General features: G+C 64.8%; 14 protein-coding genes and 1 riboswitch. Of the genes, 3 read left to right on the top strand and 11 right to left on the bottom strand.

The window, feature by feature from the left end; all coding sequences use genetic code 11:
* The first annotated feature begins 158 nt into the window (after positions 1–158).
* Positions 159–869 carry an IclR family transcriptional regulator gene (locus ACUXH0_RS05440; protein WP_004627900.1) on the top strand — a complete coding sequence of 237 codons (711 nt, stop codon included), beginning with the start codon at positions 159–161 and terminating at the stop codon, positions 867–869.
* Positions 870–907: 38 nt separating this feature from the next.
* On the opposite strand, the gene ACUXH0_RS05435 is transcribed toward ACUXH0_RS05440, so the two are convergent.
* Complete coding sequence (locus ACUXH0_RS05435) at positions 908–2,188, bottom strand: voltage-gated chloride channel family protein (protein WP_012430109.1); 1,281 nt, start codon at positions 2,186–2,188, stop codon at positions 908–910.
* A 77-nt stretch (positions 2,189–2,265) separates the two neighbouring features.
* Positions 2,266–2,343, bottom strand: a riboswitch (Fluoride riboswitch).
* Positions 2,344–2,670: 327 nt separating this feature from the next.
* On the opposite strand from ACUXH0_RS05435, the gene ACUXH0_RS05430 reads away from it, so the two are divergent.
* Entirely contained in the window at positions 2,671–4,164 is a 1,494-nt protein-coding gene (locus ACUXH0_RS05430; protein WP_012430108.1) for an acyl-CoA synthetase, read from the top strand.
* Between the two features lie 27 nt (positions 4,165–4,191).
* Here the strand turns inward: ACUXH0_RS05430 and ACUXH0_RS05425 are convergent, their stop codons facing one another.
* From ACUXH0_RS05425 to ACUXH0_RS05395, 7 genes are all read right to left on the bottom strand, one after another.
* Positions 4,192–5,961, bottom strand: coding sequence for a phospholipase D-like domain-containing protein (locus ACUXH0_RS05425; protein WP_182593994.1), 1,770 nt, complete (start codon positions 5,959–5,961; stop codon positions 4,192–4,194).
* A gap of 351 nt (positions 5,962–6,312) precedes the next feature.
* Entirely contained in the window at positions 6,313–7,464 is a 1,152-nt protein-coding gene (locus tag ACUXH0_RS05420) for an enoyl-CoA hydratase/isomerase family protein (RefSeq protein ID WP_182593993.1), read from the bottom strand.
* A complete protein-coding gene (locus tag ACUXH0_RS05415) occupies positions 7,461–8,258 on the bottom strand; it encodes an enoyl-CoA hydratase (protein WP_012430105.1) in 798 nt (265 codons plus the stop codon). Before ACUXH0_RS05415 ends, ACUXH0_RS05420 begins: the two co-directional genes overlap by 4 nt.
* Positions 8,258–9,151, bottom strand: a complete 894-nt coding sequence (gene mmsB, locus ACUXH0_RS05410) for a 3-hydroxyisobutyrate dehydrogenase (protein WP_012430104.1) — start codon at positions 9,149–9,151, stop codon at positions 8,258–8,260. The genes ACUXH0_RS05415 and mmsB overlap by 1 nt, the downstream gene beginning before the upstream one ends.
* Positions 9,152–9,170: 19 nt before the next feature.
* Complete coding sequence (locus ACUXH0_RS05405; protein WP_012430103.1) at positions 9,171–10,718, bottom strand: CoA-acylating methylmalonate-semialdehyde dehydrogenase; 1,548 nt, start codon at positions 10,716–10,718, stop codon at positions 9,171–9,173.
* A gap of 72 nt (positions 10,719–10,790) precedes the next feature.
* Entirely contained in the window at positions 10,791–12,485 is a 1,695-nt protein-coding gene (locus ACUXH0_RS05400) for an AMP-binding protein (protein ID WP_182593992.1), read from the bottom strand.
* Positions 12,486–12,546: 61 nt separating this feature from the next.
* A complete protein-coding gene (locus tag ACUXH0_RS05395; protein WP_012430101.1) occupies positions 12,547–13,680 on the bottom strand; it encodes an acyl-CoA dehydrogenase in 1,134 nt (377 codons plus the stop codon).
* A 171-nt stretch (positions 13,681–13,851) separates the two neighbouring features.
* Between ACUXH0_RS05395 and ACUXH0_RS05390 the strand changes: the two genes are divergently transcribed.
* Positions 13,852–14,862 (top strand): AraC family transcriptional regulator, encoded by a 1,011-nt coding sequence (locus ACUXH0_RS05390; RefSeq protein ID WP_004627919.1) that lies wholly within the window; start codon positions 13,852–13,854, stop codon positions 14,860–14,862.
* Here ACUXH0_RS05390 and ACUXH0_RS05385 read toward each other — a convergent pair.
* The 3 genes from ACUXH0_RS05385 to cphA form a co-directional block, all read right to left on the bottom strand.
* Entirely contained in the window at positions 14,859–15,371 is a 513-nt protein-coding gene (locus tag ACUXH0_RS05385) for a GNAT family N-acetyltransferase (protein WP_004627921.1), read from the bottom strand. The two genes, ACUXH0_RS05390 and ACUXH0_RS05385, sit on opposite strands and share 4 nt — an antisense overlap.
* Positions 15,368–15,982: a flavin reductase family protein gene (locus ACUXH0_RS05380; protein ID WP_024542299.1), complete on the bottom strand. Its 615-nt coding sequence runs from the start codon at positions 15,980–15,982 to the stop codon at positions 15,368–15,370. Before ACUXH0_RS05380 ends, ACUXH0_RS05385 begins: the two co-directional genes overlap by 4 nt.
* A gap of 612 nt (positions 15,983–16,594) precedes the next feature.
* The gene (cphA, locus tag ACUXH0_RS05375) at positions 16,595–19,162 is read right to left on the bottom strand and encodes a cyanophycin synthetase (RefSeq protein ID WP_012430098.1); all 2,568 of its coding nucleotides are present in this window, start codon (positions 19,160–19,162) and stop codon (positions 16,595–16,597) included.
* Positions 19,163–19,197 lie beyond the last annotated feature (35 nt).

Here is a 19,197-nt window from a genome sequence, read left to right as displayed (position 1 = left end):
CTCAGACTGTGATGTTTTACTGTGTAAAACTGTGGTGTACCAAGTGAAATCACTATAGCCACGGCAAGCGGGTCGATCCACTAGCGTTTACCCTTCCGCCAGATACAACAACGTTGTACATAGTACAATTGTGCCCTTCGGAGTTCGGGGATTCGGAAATGGGGAATGACGGCGTTGCCGCAGTAGAAAAGGCGCTGGCCTTGCTGGATTGCTTCAAGCCGGGGGCGGAAGCCTTGTCGCTCGCAGCCTTGGCGCAAGCCTCGGGCATGCACAAGACCACGGTGTATCGGCTGATGAACTCGCTGGAGCGCATGAGCTATGTCATCCGCTCCGAGTCCGGCGCGTACTCGCTCGGGCCACGCCTGCTGTATCTCGGCAAGCTCTACGAGCAGTCGTTCCACTTGTCTTCCGTGGTGGAACCGGTGCTGCACGCGCTGGCGGCCGCCACGCGAGAGAGCGCATCGTACTACGTCGTCGATCACGGCCGGCGGCTGTGCCTGTTCCGCGCCGAGCCCTCGGAAGGCCTGCGTGAGACGCGGCTGCCCGGCACGTCGCTGCCGCTGGACGACACGGCCATCAGCCACGTGCTGCGTTACTGGGGGCTGGGTGAAGCGCTGTATGACGAAACACCCAAGCTGCCGCTGTTCACCTCGGGCGCGCGGGACCAGCACACGGCGGCGTTTGCCACGCCCATCTTCGGTTCCGGCGACAAGTTCATGGCTGCGCTGACGCTGTCGGGCGCAGCCTCCCGGCTGGAAGCGGCACGCACCTCTGGGGATGTCGTCGCGAAGCAGTTGCAGGCGGCGTCCGACCTGTCGCGCAAACTCGGCGCAAGTGCGGCGTTGTGCGAACGCTTCTACGGTGTTTGAGTGAGGACGCTGCTTGAATCCGAGCGCGCATCGCAGTGCTAAGGGCGCTCGGCTGACTCGGCCGGAACCTGCCCTGCCGGCGCTGCTTCGGTAGGGCGCTTCGCATGGCCGATGCGCTGCGCATGATAGATGCCGGTGTGGCCTGAGAAGAGATAGCTCACCACGCAGGCAATGCCAGCAAATGTGCCGACTTCGGGGCCGAAGAGTTCCATCGCCATCAAGGTCGACGCGATGGGCGTATTGGCGGCACCCGCAAACACGGCAACGAACCCAAGGCCCGCCAGCAGCGGGAAGGGCAACGGCAGCACGTAACCCAACGCATTGCCCAGCGTGGCGCCGATGTAGAACAGCGGCGTGACCTCACCGCCCTTGAAACCGGACGCCAGCGTCACGATGGTGAAGGCCGCCTTGCCGGCAAAGTCGTAGGCGGGCAGCGGATTGTGGAACGTATCCACGATGACCGGAATGCCGAGGCCGAGATATTTGTCCGTCCCCAGCGCCAACGCCGCCGCCACGACCACGCTGCCGCCCAGCACGGGGCGGAGCGGCCCAAAGGCGATGTGACGCTTCAACAGGCGGCTGAGCCGGTGCGTGAGCGCCGCGAACGTCATGCCCGCCAGACCGAAGACGATGCCGGCCACCACGACCAGGCCGATCGCGACGGGCGTGAGATGCGGCACAAACGGAATCGCATACGGCGTGTGGTGCACGCCCAGCAGCGGTGGCACCAGGTCGCCCACGATGGCCGCGATGAAGCACGGCAGGATCGCGTCATAGCGCAAACGGCCGATCGCAAGCACTTCCAGTCCAAATACGGCACCGGCCAGCGGCGTGCCGAACACCGACGCGAAACCGGCGCTGATGCCCGCCATCAGCAAGATGCGCCGGTCCGCCGGGGCCAATGAGAACAGCCGCGTCAGGTAATCAGCAAAGCTGCCGCCCATCTGCACGGCCGTGCCCTCACGCCCGGCTGACCCGCCAAAGATGTGGGTGACAACGGTGCTCAGCAGGATGAGCGGCGCCATGCGCTTGGGGACGACACGCTTGGGGTCGTGGATCTCGTCGATGAGCAGATTGTTGCCGCCTTCCACCGAGCGCCCCGTGTAGTGGTAGAGCAAGCCCACGGCCAGCCCCGCCACGGGCAGGAACCACAGCAGCCAAGGGTGTGCGGTGCGCGTGTTGGTTGCCCAATCGAGCGCCATCAGCAACACCGCAGAGCCAAGCCCGGCGAGCATGCCGACGAGCGAACCGAGCGAAAGCCAGCGCAGCAGATACCCGAACATGAGCAGCGGCTCGGAGCGTGTAGCCATTTTCTTCATGATGACCAGATTCGAAGAACTCAAACCTGAGCGACAGAACGTCGTTTGGGCGTGTGCCTACAACTTCCTTCGACCAGGAACTTGTAGGCATCATCAGCCGGTATCGTTACGCGCTAACCGGCGGTTAAGGGAGGCATGCCATCTCCACAACGGGGCGCATTGTGCCTGAAGGCGGCCGCGGTCACAACCGGGCACAATCGCGCGCGCCCGAGAAAAAGGCCCGCCTCGCATCACACCGGGCGGGCTTTTTGGCTTCAGGCATGCATCTTACTGCCGCAGACCTTTCACGCGGTCTGCGGTGATATCGGCGGGTTGCCCCTCAAACCGAATTCCGGTGTCACGGCTCACGCGGCCAAGGAGAGCGTTGTCCAATCGCATTCACCAGTGTGCGAAATTCGCCGTGGATTGTTCAATACTGTTCGATCCGGCATGCTGCATGGATTAAGCAACCGTCCCCAAGAGACCTCGCGCAGGAGACACACATGACCGCCCACCTGATCTTCGACGATCGCCCGACCGATGCCGAAACGCTGCTCGCGCGCGGTGCCGCCCTTGCCGGCGGTTTGCGCCGCATGGGCGTGCAGGAGGGCGACGTGATCGGCGTGCTGCTGCGCAATGCACCTGCCTACATCGACGTGATGCACGCCTGCCGCATCGCAGGGTGCTACTTCTGCCCGATCAACTGGCACTTCACGCCGGCCGAGGTGGAGTTTCTGGTTCGCGATTCCGGTGCCAAGGTATTGATCGGCCATCGCGACCTCGTCGATGCGGCAGAACCGCTGCTACCGGCCCACGTGCAGCTGCTGCGCGTGGATGCAGAAGGCACCGACCGCGCCGACGGCTATGCCAACTGGCTTGCGCTGCAGACGCCGTACGACGGGCCGATCGTTTCTCCGCGCGGGCACATGGCCTATACCTCGGGCACCACGGGGCGGCCCAAGGGCGTGGTACGCCAGGCCGTTCCGCTCGATCAGCTCGAAGCGCATCTGCAGAAGGCACGCGCCGTGGTGGCTGCAACATTCGGCATCGTGCCGGGCTGCCGTGCGCTGGTGCCTGCCCCGCTCTATCACAGCGCGCCGAGCCTCTTTGCCCAGCAAGCCGCCCAGATGGCGGAGGTGCTGGTGGTGAACGCGCGCTTTGATGCCCTGCGCGTGCTGGAGCAGATCGAGCGCTACCGCATCGACACGGTCTACTTAGTGCCGATCATGTATGTACGCCTGCTCAAGCTGACCGACGAAGAACGCAGCCGCTACGACCTGTCTTCGCTGCGCTTCGTGGCGTCCACGGGCGCACCCTGCGCGCCGGAGATCAAGCGCCGCATGATCGACTGGCTCGGCCCAGTCATCTACGAAACGTATGCATCGAGCGAGACCGGCATGATCACGGTGATGGACCCGCGCGACGCAGCCGCCCGCCCCGGCAGCGCCGGCCGCCCGGTGTGCGACGCACGCGTGCGCATCCTGCGTGAAGACGGCACGCCCTGCCCCACCGGAGAGATCGGCCTGATCTACAGCCACCAACCCGCCTATCCCGATTTCACCTACCGCGGCAACGACGAAGCACGCAGCAAGATCGAGCGCGACGGCCTGGTCACGCTCGGCGACATGGGCTACCTCGACGCGGACGGCTACCTGTACGTGTGCGACCGCGCGTCGGACATGGTCATCTCGGGCGGCGTCAACATCTACCCGGCCGAGATCGAACATGCGCTGCTGCGCCACCCCGATGTGGTCGACTGCGCCGTCTTCGGCGTGCCATGCGATGAATACGGCGAACGCCTTGTCGCGGTGGTGCAGACCGAACGCCAAGACCTGCAGGCCGAGCCCTTGATCGAATGGCTGCGCGGTCAGATTGCCGGCTTCAAGATCCCGCGCCAGATCGAGTTCACCACAGCGCTGCCGCGCGACGACAACGGCAAGATCGCCAAGCGCCGGCTGCGCGATGCATGGTGGAGCGACCGGCAGCGGCGCGTATAAAGGCGCACGAACCGCAGCCGGCACCGATCACGCGACAACAGCCTCCAGCGCTGTGCCGGACTTGGCGAACAGCGTGCGCTCCGTGAACTTGATGTTCTGCGGATCGTAGTACGGGTCGGCCCAGGCGGCAGACTGCTTCAGCACCAGCGGCTTGTCGGCCGTGGCCTTGGATTCGCCTGCGCGGAAGCGGTAGTGGTCGAACAGGCGGATGGCTTCGATCGCGTAGGCCGTGACTATGGCCGGGTCGTAGATGGCGATCAGGCTATCGCCGTTCTGTTCCTCGCCGCCCTTTGACAGGTTGGACGAGCCGCAGAACACGACAGGCTCGTCACCATTGAAATCGCATACGACAAACTTGTGGTGGATGTGCTGGCCGGTGCCGGCATCCACTTCCTGCTTGAACGGCGCAGGCGCTTCGTCCTTCAAATACGCAAACGACACGGTTTGCGAAGGCACATCGCGACCGGGCGCAAAGGCATCCACACCGCCCTGCTTGTCGATCACGCCCAGCGAGAGCAGCCCGGCCTTGTGCGGCACCACCTGTTCGAGCGTGGTCAGCATCTCGCCGCCGCCATCGGTGGCCATCACCGCAAACAGCACAGACGAAAGCGCGCCCTTCACTCGGTCGGCCGCCTCCGTTAGCAACGCATCGGTCTGATGCGGTGAAAAGCCGAAGCGCGCACGCGGCGTGCTGCCCTGCGGCACTGCCTGCCAGTCGGCGGCCAGCGCATCGGCGCGGAAGGCAGTCGCCACCTTGCGGCTGCCGGCAGCGTCCTCACCGTACTGGTCGATCCATCCCCACAGACGCTCGAACACCTGCGCGTAGAGCTGCGCAGCGTCTTGCTCGAACACCAGCACGCTGTTGGCCTGCACGTACAGGCCGCGCAGCGAGAAGTTGGCCGAGCCAGCGAGCACACGAACCGGCTTGCCGGCAGCATCACGCAGCAGGATCGCCTTGTGGTGCTGGAAGCGTGCCAGGTGTGTGCGGCGGACGTCGGCACCGGTCTGCTTGAAGTATTCAGCGGCCTGCGTCTCAAATGCGTCGTCGGTGCCATGGCCAGTGGCGTTGGCGCCGGTGCCGACGGAGTTGTCCTGAATCACGCGGACCTTGCGACCGTTCTGCGCAAGCCACGCAATCGCACGAATGATGTCAGGCTCGTCCAAGTCATAGGCGAGCACGTCGATACCGTAGCCGTCGGACGCGTGGCACTGGTTCAACAGATCGATGATGAGGCGGCGGCCGGTGGCGCCCAGATAGGCGTACTTGTCCTGATACGGCTGCGTGTCGTACAGCAGCGGCGACTTTATCTGCGCGCGCTTGTCCGGTGCCAATGCCGTGTTGCCGCCGTAATGATCGATGAACGCCTGCGACGACACATACCCGCGCACCATGCCCACGGTGGCCCAGTCGCTCATCGGTTGCTGCAGCGTGACGGTGACGATGCGCGTGGCGCGCGTCTCCAGTTGCACGGGGTTCGTCGACACGAAGTAGCGCGCGTGCACGGTGTAAGTCAGTTGCGCGGCAGCATGCGGCGGAAAGTGGACCCAGTGAAACGACTGGAACGGCGCGTCGATGGAATCGACGTACTTGCCGGCCTTCAGCGGCGCGTCTGCATGGATGGGCGTGTCGAAAGTTAGCCGGTTGGGCACCCAATATGGCGCCCCGCCCTGCGGCGTGCATTGAATGGCAAAACCGGCCAGATCGGCGCGATCGGCATCGGCCACATCAAAGGCGAACAGCACCGCGCTGTCGCCCTGATACACCTTCACCTGGAATGAATCGACGGATGTCGCCATGGGAGGAGCCTCCTTGGGGTGGCAATGCATCCGGCCAGTTAGCACCGCGATTGTGACAACAGTCTGACGGAGGGTACCAAAACCTAGCTGCCATGCGGGTTGGCAAGCGGCGACTTCAAAGCGGTTTCAATCCGATCTGCAGATCGGCCAACATATGTGTGCCCTGCTGGGCAAAAAAAACGCAGCGGAAGCCGCTGCGTACGATGAGAACGTGAGGGGTGACCTCTCCTCGCCCGTGTAAGTTACACGTAAGTTATGACAGAAATTTGTCACGAAACGGACTTACTGCCCCGGCGGACCGCATCAAATGGCGCATCCGTTGCTTTTGGGGCATTCCAGTCACATGACGATTCAGCAAAGCCCCGCCAACGGATGCCGCTCCGCCCGCCAGGGCGACGTCAGAAAATGCCGCACCCGCTCAGGCCGCACCTGCGGGAGCGTGGCGGGCGCCCAGCCAGGGCGGTGATCCTTGTCCACCAGATGCGCGCGCACGCCTTCGCAGAAATCGCCTTCCTGGATTCCGCGCGCAACGATGCCCAGCTCCATCTGAAAGCACTCCGCCAGCGACAACTGCCGACCACGCAGCAACGCTTCGCGCGTGACATGCAGCATCGTCGGCGAATGTGTGGTCATGGCTTCAAGCGTCGCCTGAAGCCATTGGCGCGGCTCCCGTGCCTGTTCGCGCTCCAGGCTCTCGCGCAGCGTGGCGACAATGCGATCGACCGACGAACGGCGGTCGAAATAGCGCTGCACCCACGGCGTCGCCTGTGCCAGCGGCGCGTGCGGAACAATGTTGCACGGCGGCTCGAACACGCGGCGCAAGGCCTGCATGAGATCGCCATCGTGCGGCATGCGCTGCAGGCGGTCTTCGAATGAGGCAAGCCATTCGGCAGGCACGCACACATCGGCCAGGTGGCAATGCAGCGCGTCGGCGCCGGTCAGCGTTACGCCCGTGAGGCCGACATACAACTCAAGCTCCGGCGACATCACGCTCAAAAAGCGCGTAGCACCCACGTCGGGCAGAAAGCCGATGCGCGTTTCCGGCATCGCCATCTTCGTGCGCTCGGTCACGACGCGCAGCCTTGCGGCCTGCCCAAGGCCCATGCCGCCGCCCATGGTGACGCCGTCCATCAGCGCAACGATGGGCTTCGGAAACTGGTGCAGCGCGTAGTCGAGCCGGTATTCGTCGACGAAGAATTGCAGCCAGCCGTCGTCGCCGTCCATGCGGCCCTGTTGCGCAAGCTGATAGAGCGCGCGCACATCGCCGCCGGCGCAGAAGCCTTTCTGGCCCGCGCCGCGCAGCACCAGCGCGGCAATGCCGTCGTCATGGCGGCATTGCTCCAGCAGCGTGGCCAACTGGCGCACCATGCCGTGCGACAGCGCGTTCAGCGCAGACGGCCGGTTCAGGGTGATGATGGCCAGGCGGTTCACCACACGCATCAACATCTCGGGCTCGGCAGCGGCGGCCTGGGGCGGCACCGTCTCCAATTGGACGGCGCTCATTGCCGCGTCTCCGATTCGTGCGTGGAATGCCAGCGCGGCGCACGCTTCTCCAGAAAGGCGTTCACGCCTTCGCGCTGATCCGGGTGGTCAAACAGATCGACAAAGCGCTCACGCTCGACGGCCAGCGCCGCGCCGCGCGGCACGCCGTTGCGCGCCTGATGGATGAGTTGCTTGCTGAAGGTGACGGCTTGCGGGCTCAACGTTGTCACACGCAGCGCCATGGCGATGGCGGCTTCGCGCGCGGCCCCCGTTTCCACGACCTCTTCCACCAGTCCGATACGCAGGGCGGTCTGCGCATCGACGCGCTCGCCGGTCAGGATCATGCGCTTGGCCCAGCCTTCACCCACGAGCCATGGCAGTGTCTGCGTGCCGCAACCGCAGCACAGCAGGCCGACGGCCGTTTCTGGCACGGCCAGCTTGGCGTGTGCCTCGGCGATGCGGATGTCGCATGCGAGCGCGCACTCCAGGCCGCCGCCCATCGCAAAACCGTTGATGGCGGCGATCACCACCGGGCGCGCATTCTGCAGCGCCTCGAACGCGGCACCGAAACGTGCAGCGGCCTCGCGCGCCACATCGCGGTCGCCATCGGCAAAGGTGTTGAGGTCTGCGCCTGCGCTGAAGAACTTCGGACCATCGCCGGTGACGACGAGGGCGCGCACGCGTGCATCGGCGTTCAATCGTGCGACGGTGCCTTGCAGTTGCAGCAGACCTTCCGGCGTGAACGCGTTGGCTGGCGGACGCTTGAGCGTCAGCACCGCGACGGTGTTCTGGTGCAGTGTTTCCAGTTCAATCATCACGCCGCTCCGTCTTTCCGATAGAGCTTGATGACGGCGGAGAAATCCAGCTTGCCATCGCCCTTGCTGCTCACGGTTTGATACAGCTGCTGTGCCAACGCGCCAAGGTAGACCGGCTGTCGGACGGACTTTGCTGCGTCACCGGCCAGGCCCAGATCCTTGAGCATCAGGTCGGTACCAAAGCCACCCGTGTAGCCGCGCGAAGATGGCGCGGTGTCGATCACGCCGGGGAACGGGTTGTAGGTGTCCGAACTCCAGCACCGACCCGTCGACGTGTTGATGATGCCGCCCAGCACCTTCGGGTCGATGCCCAGCGCCTCGCCCAGCGACATGGCTTCGGCCACGCCGGCCATGGTGATGCCGAGCACGAGGTTGTTGCAGATCTTCGCGCCTTGCCCCGCGCCGGTGTCGCCGCAATGCACGAGGTTCTTGCCCATGGCAGAAAGCACCGGGCGCACCTGTTCGAACGCCGCCGCGCTGCCGCCCACCATGAAGGTCAAAGTGCCAGCCGCTGCACCACCCGTTCCGCCAGAGACTGGCGCATCGACGAAAGGATTGCCGTGCTCGGCTGCCAGCGCGGCAAGTGCCTTCGCACTCGCTGGGTCGATGGTGCTCGAATCGATGATGGGCACGCCCTTCGCGATGCCCGCCAGCACGCCGTCTTCCGCCGTCAGCACGTGGCGCACATGCGCGGCGGCGGGCAGCATGGTGATCACGGTCTCCGCGCCGGCCACGGCGTCCTTGGGAGACGCGGCGGCCATGGCACCGGCTTCCACCAGCACGCCCACTGCCTGCGTATTCAGGTCGAACACGCTGAGCACATGGCCTGCCTTGAGCAGATTGCGCGCCATGGGGGCGCCCATGTTTCCCAAACCGATGAATGCGATTTTCATGACAACACTCCGGGAGCGATCAGCGCAGGCTGATGGTGGTGTTGACGCCGCCGGTGTCGACCGCGTCGTCAAACCAGCGCGCCGTTACCGTTTTCGTTTGCGTATAGAACTGCACGACCTGCTTGCCATACGGGCCCAGATCGCCGAGCTTGGAGCCGCGCGAGCCGGTAAAGCTGAAGTACGGCACCGGCACCGGAATCGGAATGTTGATACCGACCTGCCCGACGTCGATCTCGCTCTGGAACTTGCGTGCTGATGCGCCGCTCTGCGTGAACAGGCCCACACCGTTGCCGAACCGGTTAGCGTTGACCAGCGCAATGGCGTCGTCCAGCGTAGGCACAGTCAGCACCAGCAGCACGGGCCCGAAGATTTCGTTGGTGTAGATGTCCATGTCGGTCTTCACGTCGGTGAAGATCGTCGGGCCGATGAAGTTGCCGTCTTCGTAGCCGGCCACGCGCACATTGCGGCCGTCGAGCGCCAGCGTGGCGCCCTGCTGCACGCCCGATTCGATCAGGCCGAGAATGCGTTGCTTGGCGGCACGCGAGACGACGGGGCCGACATCGGTACCCGGCTCGACACCGGCATTCACCTTGAGCGTTTTTGCCTTGGCGATCAGGTCCGGCACCCACTGCTGCGCAGCGCCCACCAGCACGACGACGGAGGTCGCCATGCAGCGTTGCCCCGCCGCGCCGAAGGCCGCACCCACCAGCGCATTGATGGCCTGCTCGCGGTTCGCGTCGGGCAGCACCACGGCGTGGTTCTTGGCGCCCATCATCGATTGCACGCGCTTGCCGTGCTCGCTGCCCAGGCGGTAAACATGCGTGCCCACTGCGGTCGAGCCCACAAACGAAATCGCCTTCACGTGTTCGTGCGTGCACAGTGCATCGACCACGTCCTTGCCGCCATGCACGACGTTCAATACGCCGGGCGGCACACCTGCTTCAAGGGCCAGTTCCACCAGTTGCATGGTCGACAGCGGATCCTGCTCCGACGGCTTGAGCACGAACGTGTTGCCGCACACGATCGCCATCGGAAACATCCACAGCGGAATCATGGCCGGGAAGTTGAACGGCGTGATGCCGGCGCACACGCCAATCGGCTGGCGCAGCGTGTAGGTGTCGACCGCGCCGGCCACGTTCTCCAGAAACTCGCCCTGCTGCAGTGAGCCCACCGAGCACGCGTGCTCCACCACTTCCAGCCCGCGGAAGATATCGCCTTCGGCATCGGGCAGCGTCTTGCCCTGCTCGGCCGTCAGCGTGCGGGCAATGCGCGGCGAGTGCTCGCGAATCAGCGCCTGGAACTTCAGCATGATGCGCATGCGCGCACCGACTGGCGTGTTCTTCCACGTGGCAAACGCAGCATGTGCGGAGCGGATGGCTGCATCCACTTCGCCGGCCGTGGCAAACGGCACGCGCGCCAGCACTTCCTGCGTGGCGGGGTTCACGATGTCGCGCCATTCCTTCGACTGCGATTCGACAAACTCGCCGCCGATCAGCAGCTTGACGGTGGGCGGGGTGTCCTGCTGTGCGGCAGGCTTGGCGGAAGCGAGAGAGGCAACGGCGCTCATGGGAGTCTCCTGGCGAATCGGTATCGGTTGCGGTTTCGGTAGTGGTAATCGGTTCAATGCGGGACGGGCATATCAGGCAAAGTCTTCTTCCCAGTACTCGCCAGGCAGGCGAGCCGGTTGCGGCGTGCGTTCAAGCTCCAGCCGACGCAGTTCCACGCGCCGGATCTTTCCGGAGATGGTCTTGGGCAGCTCGCTGAACTGCAGCCGGCGGATGCGTTTGTAGGGCGCCAGCTTTTCGCGCGAGAACAGGAACACGGCCCGGGCCAGTTCAGGGCCAGCCTCATAGCCCTGGCGCACCGTCACGAATGCCTTGGGCACCGACAGGCGCAGCGGATCGGAACTCGGCACCACGGCGGCCTCGGCAATGGCTTCGTGCTCGATCAGCACGCTTTCCAGCTCGAAGGGGCTCAGGCGGTAGTCGGACGACTTAAACACGTCGTCGGTGCGGCCCACATAGACGAAGTAGCCGTCGTCGCGCCGCATCGCGACGTCGGAGGTGTGGTAATAGCCGTTGCGCATCGCCTCGGCCGTGGCTTTGGCGTTGTTGGCATAGCCCTGCATCAACCCGAGCGGGCGGTGCGAGAGCGGCAGCACGATCTCGCCTTCGCTGGCGGGCTGATCGTCGTGGTCGACCAGCTCCACGCGGTAGCCGGGCAGCGGGCGCCCGACCGAGCCCGGCACGACCGGCTGGCCCGGCGTGTTGCCGATCTGGCAGGTGGTCTCGGTCTGGCCAAAGCCGTCGCGAATGGTCACGCCCCAGGCGCTGCGCACGCGCTCGATGATCTCGGGGTTCAGCGGCTCGCCCGCACCGACGATCTCGCGCAGCTTGACGGCGTAGGTGGCCAGCGGCTCCTGCACCAGCATGCGCCACACGGTGGGCGGCGCGCACAGCGTGGTCACGTTAAAGCGCACCAGCACGTCCAGCGTGTCCTTCGGCACGAAGCGCGCGTAGTTGTAAACGAAGACGCAGGCCTGCGCGTTCCACGGGGCAAAGAAGCAACTCCACGCGTGTTTCGCCCAGCCGGGTGAGCTGATGTTCCAGTGGATGTCGCCGGGTTGCAGGCCGATCCAGTACATGGTCGACAGGTGTCCGACCGGATAGCTCTGGTGCGTGTGTTCGACGAGCTTCGGCTTGGACGTGGTGCCCGAGGTGAAGTACAGCAGCAGCGGGTCGGTCGCCTTGGTCGGGCCGTCGGGCACGAACTCCGCGGGCGCGTCGTAAGCCGCTGCCAGGTCGATCCAGCCATCGCGCTGCGCGCCCACGGCGATGCGCTTGACACTCGCATCAACACTCTCGAATTTGTGCAACTCTGCCGCATCAACAACCACGCATGTCGCGCCGCCCAGTTCAACGCGGTCGCGCACGTCATCCGGCGAAAGCTGCGTCGTAGCCGGCAGCACCACCGCACCGAGCTTCATCGCCGCGAGCATCACGTCCCACAGTTCGACGCGGTTCGGCAGCATCAGCAGCAGACGGTCACCACGCACGATGCCAAGCCCGCGCAGGAAGTTCGCCATGCACGACGAGCGCTCCGACATCTGCGCAAACGACAGCTTCAACCCTTCGCCCTGCGCGTCATCGACGATCCACAGCGCCGGGTTATCGTTGCCGCGCGCCATCACATCGAAGTAGTCGAGCGCCCAGTTGAACGTGTCCAGCTTCGGCCACGCGAACTCGCGATACGCGCGGTCGTAGTCGGTGCGATGGCGCAGCAGAAAATCGCGCGCTTCCACAAAACCCTGTGCTGCAGATACCGCTTCGTTCATCGTCGTCTCCTGGTCGGCGCGTTTGCGCTCTTTCGTATTCGGTCGATGTGCGCGGTGCGTGCTACACGTGCCGCGCGATCACCATCCGCTGGACTTCGCTGGTGCCTTCGTAGATCTGGGTGATGCGTGCATCGCGGTAGTGGCGCTCGACGGCGTAGTCGGCCAGGTAGCCATAGCCGCCGTGAATCTGGATGGCGTTGGAGCAGATCTCTTCCGCCAGTTCCGACGCGTAGAGCTTGGCCTGCGAGGCCTCCGACAGGCACGGCTTGTCTGCACTGCGCAGGCGCGCTGCGTGGTGAACGAGCAGGCGCGCCGCATTCAGGCGCGTGGCCATGTCGGCCAGCATGTTGGCGATGGTCTGGTGCTCGCGCAGCGCCTTGCCGAACTGAATGCGCTCATTCGCGTAGTTGCGCGCCGCATCGAACGCGGCGCGCGCAATGCCCACGGCTTGCGCAGCAATGCCGATGCGTCCGCCTTCCAGGTTCGACAATGCGATCTTCAGGCCCTCGCCACGCTCACCCAGCAGGTTCTCTTCGGGCACGGCGCAGTCTTCCAGGGTGATCGGGCAGGTGTCCGATGCGCGAATGCCGAGCTTGTGTTCGGGACGCCCGACGTGAAAGCCCGGCGTGTCCGTCGGCACGATGAAGGCCGAGATGCCGCGCTTGCCCGCCTCAGGGTCCGTCACGGCAAAGACGATGGCGATGTCCGCGCGTGCGCCGTTGGTGACGAACTGCTTGTTGCCGGTGAGCACCCACTTGCCGTCGCGCAGTACCGCACGGGTGCGCAGGTTGTTGGCTTCGGAGCCGGCGTGCGGCTCGGTCAGGCAGAACGCGCCAATCGCGCGGCCCGTGGCCAGGTCCGGCAGGTAACGCGCCTTCTGCGCCTCGGTGCCGAACTTGAGGATGGGGCCGCAGCCCACCGAGTTGTGCACGCTCATCATCGTCGCGCTGGCAGCGCACCCGGCAGCCACCTCTTCCAGCGCAAGCGCATAGGCCACGTAGTCGGTGTACGAACCGCCCCACTCCGCCGGCACGATCATGCCCAGCAGGCCCAGCTCGCCCATCTCGCGCACCACCTCGTCGGGTAAGGCGCCGTCACGGTCCCACTGCGCGGCGTTGGGCGCCAGGCGTTCGGTGGCAAAGGCGCGCGCAGCGTCGTGGATCATCCGCTGCTCTTCGGTATAGAAGTCGTCCATCGCTTGGCTCTTGCTTGTTTGCTGGCCGGGGCCGCGTGACGCTGCCTGTGCAGGCGCCTTACACTGTGCAGCCCGCGGCGCTCGGGTTCGATGGGGAAAAAGTGTAGGCACGCGGCCGGGCGGCTTCGATGCCCGTCACGATCAACTTGCGTGAGCGGATTTGCCATGCCGATGAAAAACAACGAGAAAGGAACCGTCTCTGTCAGCCTCGTCAACGAGGCCGTGACGCGCGCCCGCGCGCATGGCGTGGACATGCAGCCCATCATGGCCGCTGCGGGCATCACGCCGCAGATGCTGGCGCAGCCGCGCAGCCGCGTGTCGTCCGCACAGTACGGTGCGCTGTGGGCCGGTATTGCGCAGGCCATGGACGATGAGTTCTTCGGACAGGATGCGCACCCCATGCGCTGGGGCAGCTTCGTGACGATGACGCAGGCGGCGCTCACGGCGCGCACCGGCCGGCAGGCGCTTGCACGGGCCACGGGTTTTTTGCGGCTGGTTCTGGATGACCTGCATGTACGCGTTGAAGAAGACGATCAGCGTGTGCGTCTCGTGTTCGTGCACCGCAAGGGCACGCGTGTGCCGCCCATGTTCACCTACGCCACGTGGCTCATCATGGTCTACGGGCTGGTGTGCTGGCTCGTGGGGCGGCGCATTCCCTTCATTGCCGCGCGCTTCCGGTGCGCCGCGCCGCAGGATGCGCAGGAATATCGCCTGATGTTTTGCGACGACATGGCGTTCAAGCACGATGCGTCGTACGTCGACCTATCGCCCACCTTTCTCGACCTGCCGGTCATTCAGACGGCCGCGTCCATCAAGACGTTCCTGCGCGATGCGCCGGGCAGCTTCATCGTCAAGTACCGCAACCCGGATTCCTTCGCCGCGCGCGTGCGCAAGACGCTGCGCAATCTGCCCGTGGCCAGTTGGCCCGCGTCGGACGCAATGGCGCTCAAACTGAACGTGGCCGAGGCCACCATGCGGCGGCGCCTGAAGCTGGAAGGCCACACGTATCAGTCGATCAAGGACGACCTGCGGCGCGACATTGCCATCGGCCAGTTGCAGGACACGCGCCGCACCATCGCCGACATTGCCGTCGCGGTCGGCTTTGCGGAACCGAGCGCCTTTCACCGCGCCTTCCGCAAATGGACAGGCATGCGGCCAACGGACTATCGGACGGAGCGCTAGGCGTCCAGCCGCAGCGCCATGTGTTCTTCGTCGTAGAAGCGATCACCGACACGCATGGCGCGGCGCTCAATGCCGAAGGTTTCGAAACCCGCGTTGCGATACAGCGCTTGCGCACGCGGGTTTTCGGCGTTCACGCAAAGATGAATCTGCAATACGCGTGCAGCACGCGCGTGCGTAATGGCGGCGTGCAGCAGGCGGCCGGCAATGCCGCCGCGCCGATGTGCAGGGTCAACAAACACGCCCCACAGCACGGCCTTGTGCGCGACTTGCGCAAGCGCTTCACGCCGCAAGCCGGCAATACCGACCAGCTCAGGCCCGGCAAAAGCACCCAACACGATCTGATGATCGGTTGTGCGGATGCGGTTACGCGTTTCATCAAGCGTGCGCGCAGCCTCTTCATCGTGCGTCGGCCAGATGGCGGTGGGCGCGTCTTGAATGGCCCTCAGGCGCAGCGCCTTGAACGCTGCAACATCCTCATCGATCAACGGGCGGATGGCGATAACGCTCATAGCTGTTTCACCTCGACGGTGAACGCTTCGCCGGTCTCAAAGAATGCACCGCCCGCGAGGTAGTGCAGGGTCTTGCTGCCAGCATCCGTAAAGTGCCAGCGACCGTTGCTGAACAGCGCAGGATTGGCCCAGGCGGCGGTCACTTCTGCGATGAAGAGGTCGTAGCGCTTCTCGTTGTGCGGCTCCGGAATGACGCGGCATTCGAGCCACCCTGCACAACCTGCCACCAGCGGCACGTCGATCGTACGGGCGGGCATGGTGACGAGGCCCAGGGCATCGAACTTGTCGACATCGCGGCCCGAGAGTGTGCCGACCGTCAGCGTGGTCTCGGCAATCGCGCGGGTGGGAATGTTGAGTGCAAACACGCCCGAGCCTTCGATCAACTCACGTGTGAGTGTGCGGCTGTCGACCACGACCAGCACCTTGGGTGGGTCAAAGTCGAGCGGCATCGCCCAGGCGGCAGCCATGACGTTGCGCACGCCGTTGTGGGCGGAGGTGACCAGCGTGGTCGGGCCGTGGTTCAGGAGGCGGTAGCACTTCGCCAGTTCTACCGGGGCTGGCGTGATGGGATTGGGCATGATGGCGAGGGGACTAGGGGGAGGCGTCATCATAGGGTAATGGTGTTGGAGGGGCTGGGGCGTGGTTTGTGCCTTGTTCTTTTGTTGTTGGTCCATCCCCCTTTCGTTCCCTGCCGGGACCGACTCACTTTTCTTTGTCTTGCCAAAGAAAAGTAAGCAAAAGAAAGGCGCGCCCGAGATGGCGACACCCCCTTGAATTTGTGTGACCGTGCGGGGAAGGAGGCAAACTCGCTGCGCTCAGACAGCCTCCTTCCTTGATCCGCCCGCTCACAAAAATTCAAGGCGCCATCAAGGGCTCAACGTCAAAAGAGAAAAGCCAACCCGTCGCGCGGTTGGCCTTGTCGTTTGGGCTGGCGCCCAGAGGGTGTGGCTTTTGTCTTTTGACTTTCCTGCCCTAGATGGCGCCTTGAATTTCTGTTGCAGGGAGGAAAAAGGAAGGGAAACTGTCTGAGCGCAGCGAGTTTTTCCCTTCCCCTCCCTGCGACAGAAATTCAAGGAGGGGGTCGCCATCTCGGGCGCGCATTTCTTTGCTTACTTTCTTTGGGCAAGACCAAAGAAAGTGAGTCAGCCCCGGCAGGGGATGAAACAAGGGATGCACCACAAAAACAAAACCAAAACCCCAGCGAAGTTCACCGGGGTTCTAATCTACTCAGCAACCCGCCGAGCAATATGCTCCAATGCCTCCTCCACCTGATCAATCAAAATCAGGCAGAGGTCCCCCGGCTGCAACCGCCCCAGCGCGGTGTCGATAGCCAGAAATTCACCACGGATTTCATCAACACGGCTCGTGCGTGACGCACCCTGCAACCCTTCACGCAGCAGCGCAAGCACTTCACCATCGGCGCGCCCGCGCTGGCATTGGTCTTCATACAGCACGACATCGTCAAACACGCCGCCAAGAATCTGCGTCTGCTTGCGGATATCTTCGTCGCGGCGGTCGCCGGCCCCGCTGATCACCACCATGCGACGCTGCGCCGGCATGGTGGCTACCGCGTTACACAGTGCCTGGATGGCATCCGGGTTATGGCCGTAGTCGGCGATGAGCGTGGCGCCCTTGTAGTCGAACAGGTTGAAGCGCCCCGGCGCGGTTGCGGCGTCGTTCACAAACGTCGCCAGCCCGCGGCGGATCACCGTCCAGTCGATGCCAAGCGCCCATGCCGCCGCAATCGACGACATCGCGTTTTCCACCTGGAATCCGATCGTGCCGTTGCGCGTGAGCGGAATGTCGGCCAGTGCGATGCGCGTTTCGTTGGCACCTTCGGCGGCTACGATCTCGGGGCCATCGACAAACACCACGCGCTTGCCCTGCGCGCGGTGCAGCGCCAGGGTCGGCAGGCCCGGATCGTGCGCGAAGAACGTGACCGAACCAGGGCAGCCCTCCGCCATGCGCGCGACCATCGGGTCGGCGGCGTTGAGCACCGCCATGCCGCGCGGCGCCACGTTCTGCACGATCACGCTCTTGAGCACGGCCAGGTCTTCCACCGTGCTGATGTAGTTCAGGCCCAGGTGGTCGCCTTCGCCCACGTTCGTCACCACGGCCACATCGCAGCGGTCGAACGCAAGACCTTCGCGCAGCAGGCCGCCGCGCGCGGTTTCGAAGACGGCGGCATCGACATCCGGATGCAGCAGCACGTTGCGCGCGCTGCGCGGGCCGCTGCAGTCGCCGGTGTCGATGCGCTGGCCCTGGATGTACACGCCATCGGTGCCGGTCATGCCCATGCGCAGACCACTGGACGCCAGCAGATGGGTAATCAGGCGCACGGTCGTCGTCTTGCCGTTGGTGCCGGACACCGCCACCACGGGGATGCGGCCGTCGTCGCCATCCGCAAACATCGTCGAGACAATCGCCTCGCCCACGGCACGGCCCTTGCCGTACGACGGCTGCAGGTGCATGCGCAAACCCGGTGCGGCGTTGACTTCCACGATGCCGCCGGCCTGGTCCTCGAACGGCTTGAGCATGGTTTCGCACACGGCGTCTACCCCGCAGATGTCGAGGCCGACCATCTGCGCGGCCGCGACGGCACGCGCCGCGATAGCCGGGTGCACGTCGTCGGTCACGTCGGTGGCGGTGCCGCCCGTGGAAAGGTTCGCGTTATTGCGCAACACCACGCGCGTGCCCTTGGGCGGCACGGCGTCGGCGCTCAGGCCCTGCTTGGCGAGCGTGGCCAGTGCAATGTCGTCGAAGCGGATTTTCGTGAGCGACGTGGCATGTCCTTCGCCGCGGCGCGGGTCGCGGTTCACTTCGTCGACCAGCTCGCGCACGGTGTGCTTGCCGTCACCGATGACTTGCGGCGGGTCGCGGCGCGCAGCTGCCACCAGGTGCTTGCCCACCACGAGCAGACGGAAGTCATGGCCGGGGATGTAGCGCTCGACGATCACGTCCGAAGAAATGTCGGCCGCCGCTTCGTACGCCGTCATCACTTCTTCGCGCGTGCGGATGCGTACGGCCACGCCCTTGCCCTGGTTGCCGTCGCGGGGCTTGACCACGACCGGGCCGTGGATTTCCTGCGCGGCTTCCCAGGCTTCCTCGGCGCTGCGCACCGAACGGCCCAGCGGCACTGGCACACCGGCCGCATGCAGCAGGGCCTTCGTGAGGTCCTTGTCCTGCGCGATCGATTCGGCCACGGCGCTGGTCATGTCGGTTTCGGCGGCCTGAATGCGGCGCTGTTTGCTGCCCCAGCCAAACTGCACCATCGAGCCCTGCGTGAGGCGGCGATACGGAATGCCGCGCACCACGGCGGCGTCGACGATGGAGCCGGTGCTCGGCCCCAGGCGTACGTCTTCGTCCAGCTCGCGCAGGCGGTGCAGTGCATCGTCCAGATCAAACGGCTGGTCGTCGCGGGCGGCCAGGCAAAGTTGGCCGGCCAGCTCGAATGCCAGTCGGCCCACTTCTTCTTCGGTGTATTCGACGACGACCTGATACGTGCCCGGTTCGAGCGTGGGCTCGGTGTGGCTGAACGTCACCGGGCAACCGGCGGCAGCTTGCAGGCCCAGCGCGGCGGCTTCCAGCGCGTGCGCAATCGATGGCGCATCGGCTTCGTCATCGGGGCGCATCGGGCCAATCGCCGGAAAGCGCGCGCGCAGGCGGTCTTCAAAGCCCGGCAGCTCGGCCAGCAGTTGGGATTGGTCCGAGCAGGCCACGATGGCCTCGATGGCCGTATGGCGGCACCAGAGATTTGGGCCGCGCAAGGCCCGGATACGAGAAACTTCCATGCAATCAGCTTTCCGTTGTGCTTTGGGCGTTCTTT

The sequence above is a fragment of the Ralstonia sp. 110700041-2 genome (genome assembly GCF_056280165.1).
Note: the sequence above shows the minus strand (reverse complement) of the source record. Positions and strands in the feature narration are given on the sequence as shown.

What these genes read in the sequence shown, in the direction of transcription:
- cphA (WP_012430098.1), bottom strand. Translation starts at nt 19,162, where the DNA reads ATGGAAGTTTCTCGTATCCGGGCCTTGCGCGGCCCAAATCTCTGGTGC.
- ACUXH0_RS05420 (WP_182593993.1), bottom strand. Translation starts at nt 7,464, where the DNA reads ATGAGCGCCGTCCAATTGGAGACGGTGCCGCCCCAGGCCGCCGCTGCC.
- ACUXH0_RS05435 (WP_012430109.1), bottom strand. Translation starts at nt 2,188, where the DNA reads ATGAAGAAAATGGCTACACGCTCCGAGCCGCTGCTCATGTTCGGGTAT.
- ACUXH0_RS05390 (WP_004627919.1), top strand. Translation starts at nt 13,852, where the DNA reads ATGAAAAACAACGAGAAAGGAACCGTCTCTGTCAGCCTCGTCAACGAG.
- ACUXH0_RS05425 (WP_182593994.1), bottom strand. Translation starts at nt 5,961, where the DNA reads ATGGCGACATCCGTCGATTCATTCCAGGTGAAGGTGTATCAGGGCGAC.
- mmsB (WP_012430104.1), bottom strand. Translation starts at nt 9,151, where the DNA reads ATGAAAATCGCATTCATCGGTTTGGGAAACATGGGCGCCCCCATGGCG.
- ACUXH0_RS05395 (WP_012430101.1), bottom strand. Translation starts at nt 13,680, where the DNA reads ATGGACGACTTCTATACCGAAGAGCAGCGGATGATCCACGACGCTGCG.
- ACUXH0_RS05415 (WP_012430105.1), bottom strand. Translation starts at nt 8,258, where the DNA reads ATGATTGAACTGGAAACACTGCACCAGAACACCGTCGCGGTGCTGACG.
- ACUXH0_RS05430 (WP_012430108.1), top strand. Translation starts at nt 2,671, where the DNA reads ATGACCGCCCACCTGATCTTCGACGATCGCCCGACCGATGCCGAAACG.
- ACUXH0_RS05440 (WP_004627900.1), top strand. Translation starts at nt 159, where the DNA reads ATGGGGAATGACGGCGTTGCCGCAGTAGAAAAGGCGCTGGCCTTGCTG.
- ACUXH0_RS05380 (WP_024542299.1), bottom strand. Translation starts at nt 15,982, where the DNA reads ATGATGACGCCTCCCCCTAGTCCCCTCGCCATCATGCCCAATCCCATC.
- ACUXH0_RS05400 (WP_182593992.1), bottom strand. Translation starts at nt 12,485, where the DNA reads ATGAACGAAGCGGTATCTGCAGCACAGGGTTTTGTGGAAGCGCGCGAT.
- ACUXH0_RS05405 (WP_012430103.1), bottom strand. Translation starts at nt 10,718, where the DNA reads ATGAGCGCCGTTGCCTCTCTCGCTTCCGCCAAGCCTGCCGCACAGCAG.
- ACUXH0_RS05385 (WP_004627921.1), bottom strand. Translation starts at nt 15,371, where the DNA reads ATGAGCGTTATCGCCATCCGCCCGTTGATCGATGAGGATGTTGCAGCG.